Genomic DNA, 13,757 nt, shown 5'->3' on the forward strand with positions numbered 1-13,757 from the left:
GACACTTGTATAATGGCAAGTGATCGAGAAAGTGTCTCGTGATTATCATGTCTCTCTGTCGGAAGGAGAAACGCCGAGATCAGAGCCGAGGGTGCGACAGAGGGCTTTCAGCCGCACAGACCTGTTTCCGATCATCATCAAGCGGGTGTGTCCTTGAACCGACAAGTGCGGGTATCCATCTCCTTCCTCTCTATCCACCGATCGATAATCTTGGTAAAGCACGAACATGAGGCTTGAATACTCCTACCCGATAGATCAGTGCGATATTCACGATAAGTCGAAAGTCGAAGAATTTCGTAAACAGCGGATCAAGTGGATCTCATGGCTGATCGGTTCTGATCCACATGCCATCTCCCGCCAGATCTCTTCTATGCTTTGGGGTTATGCGGTCTTCTCCGTCGTGAACGAATTGAGAAGGATCGGCACCTTAGAGGCAGACAAGGGGGTGGGTTTCAATGGCCCCGTAATGCGTTTGTTCGATGCGGGGTTCGTTTCAACCCAGGCCACAGCCATCAGACGCCTTATTGAAGAGCCTAAAAGCAGCCCTAAGTTGGCCGTGATCTCACTGCGCAGCATTCTCGAAGATATAAAGAAGAACGCTGGCCTGTTTACTCGAGAGAACTATGTATGTCATGACGGATTGCCGTATGACCACGAAACGGTGCACCATCACTGGCTATCGGAATTGCCAATCGATACCGAAGTCTATAGCTGCTCACTTCCCGTAAGTGGTCCAACGGCATGGGCCACATCGGCACGAAACCATAACACGTTTGATGAGCTTTCCGGCGTGTCACCTTCAAATCGAAAAAGACACGACACAATCAATGCTGAAATATTCGAGGATCTGGCAAGCCGAATCGAAAGCTGTGAAGACATTAAGAAGTACGTTGATAAATTTCTTGCTCATGCTGCAGCCCCAGAAACCAGGGAGGAACTAACAGATAAACAACGAGGAGTTACTCTCGAAAGACTGAAGGCTCACCACAAAACTATCTATCAAGTTGCCGAGTTCATTTCGACGAGGATTCTTTATGGAACCAGTCTTGGTGGTGTGCCTGTACCTCAGTTCGATCATCTAGAAAATCTTGATAAGTGCTGGAGCACTAGCGACAATCTTGACCGTGCACGAAAGACATGGGACGAGTATTCCGAGGAGGTTGCCAAATGGAACTTAACACCGATATTGAACCCGGGATGAACGAAACAGCAGAGCGGCCTGCAGTCTTCTCTAATCGCTCAGCGTAAGGAGTTCACCAACCTAAATTCCTAGTATTCAACAGCCTGCCTTCTGCCGTTGAGCTCGTAAACCTCATTCTCTCTCTCGACTCACTGCACGGCGACCACCGGCCCGTGACCGACCGGCTTCGACGCAAAACTCGAGAATAGCACTACGCCGGTTGACTCCGCCGCCATCTCCCTCATAAGTTCTTTCACCGAACATCCACCCACTGCTCAAAGGAACACCTATGCCTACATTATTTACCCCGCTTCAAGTTGGAAATATCCGATTACCCAACCGCATTGTCATGTCACCCCTTACCCGCGCGCGGGCCGGAACCACACACATTCCCAACGACATGATGGTGGATTACTACTCCCAACGCGCCTCGAGCGGGCTCATGATGACGGAATGCACCATGGTCGATGCCCATGCCTGCGCCTTTATCGGTGAAGGCGGCATTTACAGCTCCGCGCATGTGGCAGGCTGGAAACGAGTGACTGATGCCGTGCACACCAAGCGGGGCCGCATCTTTATGCAGATCTGGCACCCCGGCCGTGCCGCACACTCCTCGCTGAACGACGGCGAACAACCGGTCTCCAGCAGTGCCAAGCCTATCCGAAATGACGTAACCAAGACGCCGGAGGGGGCGAAACCCTATGAAGTGCCCCGCCCGCTTCGCACCGAAGAAATGCCGCGGTATGTGGAAATGTTCCGGCTCGCCGCACGGAACGCCAGACAGGCCGGCTTCGACGGGGTACAAATCCATGGCGCCCACGGCTATTTGATCGATAACTTTCTGCGCGACGGCGTCAATGCACGCACGGATGCCTATGGCGGTTCTATCCCTAATCGTACTCGGTTTCTGCTGGAAGTCACCGATGCCGCCATCGGCGTCTGGGGAGCCGGACGTGTGGCGGTGCGGATCTCGCCCCTGGTCCCGTTTAACGACATGGTCGACAGCCAACCCGAGGCGCTGGTGACCTATGTCGCGCAGGAGTTGAGCCGGAGAGCGATTGCGTTCCTGGAAATCCGGCACGAGAACCATGCCTTGCCTGAGGAGCAAGCTATTCTGAAGGTCGCCCGCGGACATTTCCCGGGTGTGCTGATGAGCAACGGGAGCTACACACGCGAAAGCGGTGAATCGATAGTGGCAGGCGGAGCAGCCGATGCAATCGTCTACGGACGTCCCTATATCGCCAATCCGGACCTCGTCGAGCGCTTCGCGAAGCAGGCTCCGCTCAACCAGGTCAATTACGATCGGCTTTATGGCGGGGGGCCGGACGGCTACAGCGACTATCCCGCCTTGGCCGCAGGCTGATCCCAAACAGAACCGATCACTCGATCGGATGACGTTCAGACCCACCTCTCCGGAAGCGGGAACCACACTGGGTTCTCTTTATGTCTACGTAGCGCATTGCCCCGCGTCGAGATTCGGCAAAACCATGTTACAGTGGGAACTGCGGAGTGATTGGAGGGGATGATGCTACGACGACTATCTGTGGTCCTGCTTTGCTGCGCGGGTCTGGCTGCATGCGGAGAAAGCGGTGACAGCACCGGCTCCGTCCTCAAGCCGGTGGGAGAATGGGCGAAGATCGGCGAGACGGACAACTACGTGTATTACGCCGACTACGCCAGCATCAAGAAGGCCGATGAGACCGTCGTGATGCTGGACCTGTTCGATTACAAGAGCGTACAGACCGAAGGTGGAAACGCCCCCGCTCTTTCCAAAGCCACACAACGCGAATACGACTGCCAAAACAAGAAAAGCCAGTCGCTCAAGTCGAGCTGGTTTTCAGGACAAATGGGAGCCGGAAACGTCGTGCGCTCCGCCGGCACGTCGAACCAATGGTCCGTGGCCACGCAGGGCACCGCCACCGGCGGGCTCTTGAAGGCCGCCTGCGGGAGTTCGTAGCCCCCACTATCGGACGCGGCACTCCAACACGATCTCCACCGACGCCTCTAATCGAGTGGCCTTGCTACTGTCCGCCTGCCCCTACTCCACACAGGACGCGTAGACCTTGGGGGCAGGTCGGATTGAGCCCGCGCGCCGGGCCATCCGCCGCAGGCAGCCCATTCATAAATTCCAGCACCTTGGGGGAGTAGTTCTGGGCACGGGTCCAAAAAATATAGTTCGCCCGCAGTCGTTCCCTCGCGAACGAGAACAATTCGGGAATGGTCGGCACTCTTCCCTTCCCGTCGTGTTGCGTATTCTCATAGTTGGACTGCATCACCGACGGCGTCAGCGGCACGACTCCGGACAGCGGCGCATAAAAATGATAGACCCCCTTGGGTTTGTGCGGATGGTCGTAGTTCAATCCAGGATCGTCGATGAACACATCGGGCCCGCCCAATGCCGTCCCGATCGTGCGCATCTGGCCCACGAACGACGGCAAAATCTCGCGCGGATAATTCACAAGCTGATACGTCATCGTGTTCGGAAACGCCCCGCGCATGGCCCGTTGCACGCTGAGTAGATGGTCATACTGTCGCTCGAGGTCACGCGTGGACACCGGGACGAGCGGTTGTCCCATCGCAGTTTCCGGAAGACCGATACCCTCGAAATACACATGGCCATTGAAGCGCTGTCCCAACTCACGAATGAGCGCAACGAGACGATCACGAACCGCCGGGTTCCAGAGTTTGAGATTATTCCCGCGTGGCACGTCCTTGCCGAAACTACTGAACGGGAAAGCCCCTCCCTCATATTTCTCGGTTGCCATGTAGGATGGCACGGGTAACACCTGAGGCTTGAAGGATTTCAGTTCCAACAGCATAATCAGCCGCTTGTTCTGCGGTGCCAATTCAGCTAACACCCGCTCGATTGCCGTGAAGTCATACCGGCCCTCTTCCGGCTCCAATTCAGGCCACTCATAACGAACCTGCAACCCGCGCAAGGCAGGTGTTGCTTTGAGTTCGCGATACACCTGCGCCATGATTCTCGGGTTGGTCCTCATGAAATTCATCAGCGCATAATAGTGGCCGGGGTGCCACTTCACCGCACCCGGAACCGACGATCCAGCAAGGCCACTCGTTTCTGCCCACCCGCCCATACAGACCGCGCCGAACATCACAATCGCGAGGCCCATGGCGATGCCATGCCGCCGAATGGTCACCGGATATCCGAAGCGACATTTCCAGGCTTGCTGTCCGCCATCGTTCATCGCAACTCCTTCTCTCAAACATTGCACAGCCCGCTGACATCGGAAACGACCAACATGTGGGTGGCCTCTGACGAGGACCGATTCTGGCAGGAAGGCCGTGATGCCGCCATACCAGGCAGCACGGCTTTGACGTAGTGGAAATGAGGAGGGTCGTGTAACGGTCCTACAAGGGATCGGAATCAAATTTGACTTCGCGCGTCCACGACGAGGCTATAGATGAACCAGTAGAAGAGATGAGACGTTGCAATATATATACGGTGGCCGCGACGACGAGGTGAGAGCCGACGCGGAGGCGACACGTACCCTGTGAGGTATGGTCAGCCTCCGCGTGAAGAGAGCATGGACTGTGGAGACTTCCTGCGTAGGCCTACAGCTCCAGCACTTTTTGATAGGCCCTGAGCAAATCGCCCACGGACAACACCCCGATGATCGTGCCGTCTTCCGTGACCGGCAGGTGGCGGATGCCCTCTTTCTTCATCAATCTAAGTGCTTCCATCAGCGGTTCACTGTCCTCGATGGTGACCACGGATTTGCTCATGCAGGAGAGCACCACGGTTGTGTTCGGATCCAATCCCTTGGCCACGGCCTTCCGGCTGAGATCCGTATCCGTGATGATACCGATGTAACGTGACCCGTCATCGACCAGCAGTGAGCCGATCCGCCACTTCTGCAGCAACCGTCCCGCCTCTTTGATCGACGCGCTTTTATGCACACTCCGGACTTCCGCGGACATGAACTCCGCCACCGTGCGGCCGTCGATCCGTTCACCGACGGTCCTCCGCCAATCCCGACCGGCCCTGGTAGCCTTTCTCAACTCAAGCTGCGCCAGACAACTTTCCAGCACCTGCTTGCGTTGGTGGAGGCTTTCACGGTCCACGTTGTGCGTCCCGGCCTCTTGAGCCTCCTCCGGCAAGATCGCAGCTTCGCCGAGCTTGGCGTAGTGATAGGCTTCGAGCTCCTCGGAGGCTCCCCCGAAGGTTTCACTCAGCACCTCTTCCGTCTGCTCATCGAATCCGTCCAGCGAGGCGGTAGCCTTACGTCGGGATAAGAATGGCTGGATCGCCACCAACGTCGCTTGAATCTGCTCTATGTGCCGGCTGAGAAGATCCGCCGGTTCCTGACTCGATTTCACTCTCTTGGCCATGCTGCCTCCTTGTTGAGGGCAAGAGAATAACGCAACTATGGCATCGGCTCAAGCCTTCCCGGCAAGATGCTGAAAATGTCCGCCCGCTTTGTTCTCGCGTCGCTCAAAGCCTCAACGTACCTCAAAGGGTACGCCTCGCCTTCTCGCATCGCTGCGGCCGCGCGGGACAGACATTTTGAGCATCCTGCTGGGAGCACTCCCTACTGCCATCTCCGTGCTTACGTTCTGCAGCTTCCAAAACTGTCTAGGCAGGAAGCGGTTGGGGTGTGAGCCCCGTCGTCTCGTTGCCGGATGCCGTCGACTTTGAGGCTCCCGTGCCTTTTGGCACGGCCTTCCCGCGCACACGATGCATTTTTTCGCGCGTGTGGTAGGGCATGATCATTTCCAACACCGCTGGAAGCCGATCGCAGGGCACATCCTCCATGATTTTGGTGGCGAGCTTGGGATCGGGGCCCGAGCGCCCGCCCACGAACACATCCACGGCATCGACGACCTTGCCGCCCACCTTCGCCTTCTTGCCCAAGAGTCCGATATCCGCCACGAGATGGTTTCCACACCCGGCCGGACAACCGGACCAATGCAAGGTGATCGGCTTGAGGGTATCGCCCAGCTTCCGCTCCAGCACCCGCGCCGTTTCGACGGCCCGGCTTTTGGTTTCAATGACGGCCAGATTGCAGTAGTCGCTTCCCACACAACTGACCAGTCCCTTGTAGAGGGCGGACGGGTTGTAGGCGAATTGCTTGACCAGCGGCTCTTCCGCCAGTTCACCCACCAGCCGGTCGCTGATATGAGGGATCACGAAGGCTTGCGCCGGCGAGAGACGTACTTCTCCATTGCCGTACCGAACCGCCAACGCAGCGATGCTCCGGAGATCAGCCGCCTTCACCCGACCGACCAGCACCTTCAGCCCGACATAGTTCATGCCCCGTTGTTTTTGACGGAAGATGCCGATGTGGTCGCGCTCCGCCGCTCCCCTCGCATCCACCCCCGCCGTGGGCAGGGTTCTCCCGACCAGCCGTTCGACTTCGTGCCGCAACCGAGCTTCGCCCCAGGCCTCCACGAGAAATGCGAGGCGCGCTTGGGTGCGATTCTCCCGCGGTCCATGATCGCGATAGATGTGCAGCAGCGTCCGGCAAACCTCGAAGGCTTCCGCCGGATTCACGAACATGTCCAGGGAGCCAGCAATGCGATAGCCGCCGGACCCCAACTTGCCCCCGACCAGCACGTTGTACCCGTAACACTTGTCATGCCCCAGGTCGTGATAGGCCGGGACCAACGCGATGTCTTGCGTCTCCGTGTGGAGGCAATTGTCCGGACAACCGGTGACCGCAATATTGCACTTGCGCGGCAGATTCGTATAGGCCGGATTACCCAGCACTTCGTGATTGATCGCGCGCACGATGTCCGTCCCGTCGAGCAACTCGTTGGGATTCAGACCTGCCACGGGGCAGGTCATGATGTTCCGTACCGTGTCCATTCCGGTTTGCAGTGACGTCAGGCCCGCCTCCTCCAACTTACTAAACACCGACGGCACATGGGCAATCGTCAGATGCCGGAGTTGGACTTGTTGCCTGGTGGTAACATCGACCACCCCGTTGCCGTATTGCAGCGCGATGTCGGCCAACGTCTCGAGTTGAGCCGACGTGGTTTGACCACCCGGCAGGCGTACCCGCAACATGAAGTGGCCCGGAGTCGGATTTCGCAAAAATAACCCGTACCACTTCAACCGTTGAATATCGTCTTCCGGAATAGCCTCCCATCCCGCTTGCGCATAGTGTGCGATCATGTCCCGCACCGTCAGCCCGTCCCGCTCCGACTTGATGACCTCGATCTTATTCATCACCTGCCTCCCAATGCGACGGAATAGTCCGGTCCGGATTTCCTCAATACCACCGCTCCTGCCCGACTCAACTGATCCACGACCAGCAGCACCTGTGACGCGCTCAAACCGGAGAGGGTCATCAGTTGCTCGAATGTCTGAGGAGCCTGATGCTCCAGGACTGTCAGTACGGCAGTTTCTGCATTCGTGCTCATGATGTCCTCCTTTCGGTTGATCGTGATCCACGCATCAGGGACCGATTCCTCTTAAAACGTTTTGTACTCAAGCCACTTGCCGTTCAGCGTGATCTTGCACCGGGCCTCGCCCTGACTGCCGGTGACCTTTTCCATATCCAGCGTAAAGTCGATGGCGCTCATGATCCCGTCGCCGAACATTTCATTCGCCATCTCCCGCATCGAATCGCCGTAGACACCGATGACTTCCAACAGGCGATACTTAAACGGATCCGTCGCATTCGGGAAATCGGCCCGGACGGGAAACGCGCTCAGGGAGCTGATTTGTTCTTTATCCAAATCCAGCAGCTTCCCCACTTTGCCCGCTTCCTCCGGTGACAGGCGGTGATTCCCGTTTAACGCTGCGGCGACGAACGTCGGATTCTTCCCGACCGTCTTCGCCACCTCTGCAATCGTGACCTTCTTGTTCAACCGTTGTGCCTTGATCGCCTTGCGTACTGCTGCTTTTTCCATTGTGATCTCCCTTTAGTGACTCGCCCGTGAATACACTCCCGCACCGCGCTTCATTACGATCCTGCCACCGCCGACACCACCGGTTGAGCTACCGGGGCCGCCGTCGCTTCCGTTACGCGATAGGGGCTCACCATCCAATAGAGCCCCCCGACAAACAACCCGCCGCCCACCAGGTTCCCCAGCACGACGAACAGCTGGTTGTACCAAAAGGCCCCCCAACTCACAGCCGCGTCATGCGGCAGAAACAACGCCATGCCCAACAACGATTGATTGGCGATGCTATGCTCGAACCCGGTGCCGATGAAGGCGAACAGGCACCAGAAGATCAGGAGAATCTTCGCCGTATCGTTGCTCGTTCGCCCCGTCATCCAGACCGCCAGACAGATCAGCCAATTGCAGAGAATGCCCCGCACGAACAGCTCCCAGGCAGGCAGCGACATCTTTACCGAGGCCACTTTCTCGATCAGTTCCGTCGTCGGCCCTTTGGCGAACACGCCCGATTGGACAATGAGCCAGGCCAACCCCAACGAGCCCGCCAGATTGCCGAGCCAGGACCAGGCATTGAGTTGCATGACTTGCGCCCAGGTGAGACTTCTCGTCAGGCCACCGATGGTGCCGATGAGGTTATTGCCGGTGAACAACTCAGACCCCGCGAAAATCACGAGCGTCAATGCAATCCCGAACGACACCCCCATCACGAGTTTGACCACCGGAGACCCGGCCGCGGCCAATGGTCCCCCCACACTGAAGATCAACGCAATCCCAAACCCGAGATAGATCCCGGCCAAGGCCGAGAGGATGAGATATCCGCCCGGTGACCGTTCGAAAAATGACCACTTCTTTGCTGCTACCCCTGCGATCCGCTCGTGATCCGCTGTATGCATGAGGCTCTCCTTTCGGTGGTCACTATGTCCGCACAACTCAAAAAAAAACGTCCTCATCCCGCATTCGGGAAGAGGACGTCGTTGTCCTGCTTGGCAAGGTCGCTACGACCTCGCCCGGTGCTGTGTGCCGACTTCAGCGTCGACAGCAATAAAAAAGGCGCCCGCCACTCTTGGAAGAATGACGGACGCCTTTGTCCGTTTACCGTATTTCATGCGGGTGTGATTTCAGGCGTCGTTGCCTGCTCTCACCCAACCCCTGCATGTATACCATCGCCTCGTGGATTCGTCAAGCGCTCTCGACGAGGAAACCCTCACTACACGTCATAATACAGGAAGAACTCGTACGGATGCGGTCGCAACCGCATAGTATCCACTTCCTTGGTACGCTTGTACCCGATCCAGGCCTCAATGAGGTCCTCGCTGAACACCCCGCCCTTGAGCAGGAATTGATGGTCCTTCTCCAGGTGATTGAGGGCCTCGTCCAGACTCCCCGGCATCGTGCGAATCTTCGCGGCTTCCTTGGCTTCGAGATCGTACAGATCCTTCTCGGCCGGCTCTCCCGGATTGATCTTGTTTTCGATACCGTCCAATCCGGCCATCAACATGGCCGCAAACGCGAGATAGGGGTTGGCTGCGGGGTCCGGAAAGCGCACCTCAATTCGCTTCGCCTTCGGGCTCGGAGAATACATGGGAATGCGAATACCGGCCGACCGGTTCCGGCTCGAATAGGCCAGCAACACCGGCGCTTCAAAGCCAGGGGTCAACCGCTTATAGGAGTTCGTCGAGGGGTTGGTGAAGGCCGCCAGGGCCGGTGCATGCTTCAGAATTCCACCGATGTAGTGCAGGCACATCTGCGACACGCCGGCATATTCCTTCCCTGCGAACAGAGGCTTTCCGTCTTTCCAGATGCTCTGGTGGGTGTGCATGCCCGATCCGTTGTCGCCGAAAATCGGCTTCGGCATGAAGGTGACCGTCTTGCCGTGCCGTCGCGCCACGTTCTTGACGATGTATTTGAACATCATCATCTTGTCCGCAGTTCTCAGCAGGCTGTCGAAGCGGATATCGATTTCAGCCTGGCCTGCCGTGGCCACTTCGTGGTGATGTTTCTCGGTGGCGATGCCCGCCTTCTCCATCTCGAGAATCATTTCCGTGCGGATGTCCTGCTGCGTATCGGTCGGCGGAACCGGGAAGTACCCTTCCTTGTGGCGGATCTTGCCGCCCAGGTTGACGCCCTCCTGCCCCATATTCCACACGCCCTCGTCGGAATCGATGTGGTAGTAGGCGCTGTGGTTCGTCTGGTCGTACCGCGCATGATCGAAAATGAAAAACTCGGCTTCCGGTCCCCAATAGGAGGTGTCGCCGATCTTGGTGCTCTGGAGATATTTCTCCGCCTTCTGGGCGATGAACCGCGGATCGCGATCGTACATTTCACGCGTGATCGGATCGACGACATTGCCGATGAGGCTCAGGGTGGGCACCGAACAAAACGGATCCATGCAAGCGGTTGCCGGGTCCGGCACGAGCAGCATGTCGCTGTTGTTGATCGCCCTCCAGCCTCGAATCGACGATCCGTCGAGCCCGGACCCGTCCTTGAACAGGCCTTCCGTCAGTTCGCTGACTGGAATCGTAAAATGCTGCCAGGTGCCGATCAGATCCACGAACTTCATGTCCACGACCTGGACCTTATTCTTCTTTGCAAAATCTAACACCTCACGAACGTTCATCCCCTCCTCCTTTCAACCGCCGATAAAATAACCGCACCACACGCTGTCGTTTACGCCGCATGAGCCCCGAGAAACAGTTCTATCTCATTGAGAATCGACGCCCGAATCGATTCCAGACGACCGGCCTCCTCCACCTTCTTCCCGTCCATACCCGTTACATAAAACACGTCGGCCACCTGATCGAGCCGGGTGGAGATCCGGGACGCATGCACCGACAACCCCAACTGAAAAATCGCGTTCGTGATAATGTACAACAATCCCTGCCGATCATCCGCAAAAACATCCAGAATGGTAAAGCGGTCGGACGTCTCATTGTCGATCCGCACCTCAGACGGCTGCCGGTGGGCAGGCAACGATCGCCCCATGTTCAGCCTGGTCCCGCGACGCATCAGCGTCTCAATGGCCTGACGCCCCGTCAACACCTCCGTGATCGTGCCGGCAATCGATTCACACCGGTCAGCAGGCGGAGCCCCCTGGTAGTCCGGATCAGCCACCTGGAAGGTATCGACGACCACGCCGTCCTTTCGCGTCACGATCTGGGCATCCAGAATCTGCAATCCGCCGGCCGCCATCACCCCGGCGATCTTCGAGAACAACCCGGGGATCAGATCGTCGTGCGCAATCACGGCATATTCGCAGGTTCCCAATGGGGCATTGAATTCCGTCTCCACCACCACCCCACCGACTTGCAACCGGCGAATGGCGCCAAGATGCGCGGCGATGCGTCGGGGAGAGGTTCCATAGACGTATCGCAGGGGAAACTGTTCCAGCTCCGACCGGATCCATGCCTTGTCGGACAGGAGATCCCGATCGGCTCCCTGCTGTGAAGCCACGTCGTCGGCAATACGCGCGAGGCGCTGCGGTTCATCCGCCGTCTCACGCTCGCCGGACACTTCCTGCATGGCCCGCAGGTATAACTCGATCAGCAGGGACTCTTTCCACTTGGTCAGGACATCCGGCCCGACTGCAGCGATATCTGCAGCCGTCAGGGCCAGCAACTTGCGCAACACTTCCGGCGTGCCCACTTCGCGTGCAAACGGCAGCAACACTTTTTCATCGTAAGGATCACGACGAAAGGCCGTATGGGCCATCAGCAAATGGCGATGCACCAACATGACCAACGTCCGCGAATCCCGCTCATCAAACCCCAATCGCGCGGCCGTTTCTTCCGCCAACCGCTTACCGACTTCGCTGTGGTCTTCTTCGTGGCCCTTTCCCAGATCGTGAAGCAGCAACGCCAGATGCAGCAAATCCTTCCGTTTGATCTCCCGGTAGACTTCACCGAGCACACCGGTATGCTCAGCCAAGGCTTCGGCCTTCGCCACTGCCAACAGACTATGCTCGTCGACCGTGTACTTGTGGTACTGATTGAATTGCATCAACCCGCGCACGCGCGAAAAGGCCGGCACCAGTTTCTCCAGGAGATGCGCTCGATGCATCGCCTCCAGTGTCCGCGCCGTGCCGGGCCCCGCGAGAATCGACAAGAACGTACGGCCGGTCTCCGGGGTATGAAATTGCTCAGCCGACAGCGTCTCCGCCTGACGATGAATGTCTTCGAGGAGTGACGGATCGATATTCAATCGGCGCGATCGCGCCAGATCGAACAGCGTCAGGAGCGATGCCGGCCGATCCAACACCTGAGAACGCAATTCAACCGGCACCGTCAGCGCCTCGCCGTCGACGACAAAGTACTGATCGATCCGGGGAGACGGCAACCATCGCACCACGCGCTGCCACAAGGAACGACGGCGACACCGCTCGACAAATCGCATCAACGCCGCGTGCAGCCCCATCGTGTGTCGATAGTATTGCTGCATGAATTGCTCGACGGCGAGCAGATGCGGCCGGTCGGTGAAGCCCAGATGTGTGGCCAGCCAGACCTGCTCATCGAACGTGAGAATTTCCTGCGCCATGCCGGCCCGAGTGTGGAGGAACGAGCGGACGCGCAGCAAAAATTCTTTCGCCTCCTTGATCGCCCGATAATCGGCTTGCGAGAGAATCCCGCGATCGGACAATTCACGAATCGTCGCGGTATGGAAGCGCGCAGCCCCGATCCACTGCAGGAGATGGAGATCCCGCAACCCGCCTTTGCTTTTTTTGACGTTCGGCTCCAGAAGGTAGACTGTTTCACCGAACTTCTGGTACTCACGCTGCCGCTCGGCCACCTTCTGGTCGAGGTAGGTATCGAATCCGTGCGCCACGACTTTCCGGACATACCGCGCATGAAACTGCTGGAACAGGTCGGCGCTGCCGGCCAGGAAGCGGGCCTCCATCATCGACGTCCGGACCGTCAGATCGGCGAGGCCCAAATCCACACAGTCTTGAATAGTCCGTACGCTATGGCCGACCTGGAATCCGCTGTCCCACAACGGGTGGAGCACCTGCTTGACCAGCTCAGGCATCACCTTCGCGGCATCCGGGTGAAACAGAAACATCAGGTCGATATCGGAGTACGGCGCCAATTCCCGCCGGCCATACCCGCCGATCGCCACCAGGCAACAATGTTGAAAGCCAGCCGTCGTGAGCGCCTCGCCGCCGGTTCTCGCCGCAGTCCGGTAGCGGCCGACGATCAATCCATCGACCATGTCGGTGGTCGCCGTGACCACCTCGTCGCCCGAGGCGCCCGCGAGCAGCCGTTGCCGGATCGCCCGTCGTTGCTCGACCAGCAGCTGGGATACCGACGCGGGGGCCGCGTCCTGGGCTGTATGAGAATCCGCATTCACAGCGTGCGACATACCTAGAGGGCGCTTTCCCCCGTCTCGCCCGTACGAATCCTGACGGCGGAGGTGAGTTCCCGCACAAAGATTTTCCCGTCGCCGATGCTGCCGGTTTTGGCGGCACGCGTAATCGTTTCGAGCACACGCTGCACCTGGCTGTCATTCACGGCGACCTCGATCTTCACCTTCGGCACGAACTCGATGGTGTATTCCTGGCCGCGATACGTTTCTTTATGGCCCTTCTGGCGGCCGAAGCCCTTAACCTCCGTGACCGTCATGCCCTGAATGCCGATTTCCAGCAGGGCGTCCTTCACCTCGTCGAGCTTGAATGGTTTGACGATGGCTTCGATTAATTTCATCCTTGCCTCCAGGGAGT

At 58.0% G+C, this 13,757-nt stretch carries 12 protein-coding genes; 3 read left to right on the plus strand and 9 right to left on the minus strand.

Translation table 11 applies throughout. The features are described 5' to 3' along the window. Window positions 1-226 precede the first annotated feature (226 nt). The 3 genes from NSND_RS06990 (at window position 227) to NSND_RS07000 (ending at window position 3,137) form a co-directional block, all read left to right on the plus strand. Window positions 227-1,201 carry a hypothetical protein gene (locus NSND_RS06990; RefSeq protein WP_080878313.1) on the plus strand — a complete coding sequence of 325 codons (975 nt, stop codon included), beginning with the start codon at window positions 227-229 and terminating at the stop codon, window positions 1,199-1,201. Between the two features lie 268 nt (window positions 1,202-1,469). After that, window positions 1,470-2,543 carry an alkene reductase gene (locus NSND_RS06995; RefSeq protein WP_080878314.1) on the plus strand — a complete coding sequence of 358 codons (1,074 nt, stop codon included), beginning with the start codon at window positions 1,470-1,472 and terminating at the stop codon, window positions 2,541-2,543. A 159-nt stretch (window positions 2,544-2,702) separates the two neighbouring features. Beyond that, window positions 2,703-3,137, plus strand: coding sequence for a surface-adhesin E family protein (locus tag NSND_RS07000; protein WP_143833449.1), 435 nt, complete (start codon window positions 2,703-2,705; stop codon window positions 3,135-3,137). 64 nt (window positions 3,138-3,201) lie between these two features. On the opposite strand, the gene NSND_RS07005 is transcribed toward NSND_RS07000, so the two are convergent. From NSND_RS07005 to NSND_RS07045, 9 genes are all read right to left on the minus strand, one after another. Next, window positions 3,202-4,386: a glycoside hydrolase gene (locus tag NSND_RS07005; RefSeq protein ID WP_080878316.1), complete on the minus strand. Its 1,185-nt coding sequence runs from the start codon at window positions 4,384-4,386 to the stop codon at window positions 3,202-3,204. Window positions 4,387-4,753: 367 nt separating this feature from the next. Continuing rightward, a complete protein-coding gene (locus NSND_RS07010) occupies window positions 4,754-5,530 on the minus strand; it encodes a CBS domain-containing protein (RefSeq protein ID WP_080878317.1) in 777 nt (258 codons plus the stop codon). 244 nt (window positions 5,531-5,774) lie between these two features. After that, complete coding sequence (locus tag NSND_RS07015) at window positions 5,775-7,370, minus strand: ferredoxin--nitrite reductase (RefSeq protein ID WP_080878318.1); 1,596 nt, start codon at window positions 7,368-7,370, stop codon at window positions 5,775-5,777. Next, window positions 7,370-7,564, minus strand: a complete 195-nt coding sequence (locus tag NSND_RS07020; protein WP_080878319.1) for a hypothetical protein — start codon at window positions 7,562-7,564, stop codon at window positions 7,370-7,372. The genes NSND_RS07015 and NSND_RS07020 overlap by 1 nt, the downstream gene beginning before the upstream one ends. Window positions 7,565-7,615: 51 nt before the next feature. Next, window positions 7,616-8,056 (minus strand): cyanase, encoded by a 441-nt coding sequence (cynS, locus tag NSND_RS07025; protein ID WP_013247940.1) that lies wholly within the window; start codon window positions 8,054-8,056, stop codon window positions 7,616-7,618. 53 nt (window positions 8,057-8,109) lie between these two features. Further along, entirely contained in the window at window positions 8,110-8,940 is an 831-nt protein-coding gene (locus NSND_RS07030) for a formate/nitrite transporter family protein (RefSeq protein ID WP_080878320.1), read from the minus strand. 314 nt (window positions 8,941-9,254) lie between these two features. Beyond that, entirely contained in the window at window positions 9,255-10,664 is a 1,410-nt protein-coding gene (gene glnA / locus NSND_RS07035; RefSeq protein WP_013247938.1) for a type I glutamate--ammonia ligase, read from the minus strand. A 50-nt stretch (window positions 10,665-10,714) separates the two neighbouring features. Continuing rightward, window positions 10,715-13,399, minus strand: a complete 2,685-nt coding sequence (gene glnD / locus NSND_RS07040; protein ID WP_080878321.1) for a [protein-PII] uridylyltransferase — start codon at window positions 13,397-13,399, stop codon at window positions 10,715-10,717. Between the two features lie 2 nt (window positions 13,400-13,401). Continuing rightward, complete coding sequence (locus tag NSND_RS07045) at window positions 13,402-13,740, minus strand: P-II family nitrogen regulator (RefSeq protein WP_013247936.1); 339 nt, start codon at window positions 13,738-13,740, stop codon at window positions 13,402-13,404. Window positions 13,741-13,757: the final 17 nt, after the last annotated feature.

Source organism: Nitrospira sp. ND1 (assembly GCF_900170025.1).
In the GTDB taxonomy this organism is placed as follows: Bacteria; Nitrospirota; Nitrospiria; order Nitrospirales; family Nitrospiraceae; genus Nitrospira_A.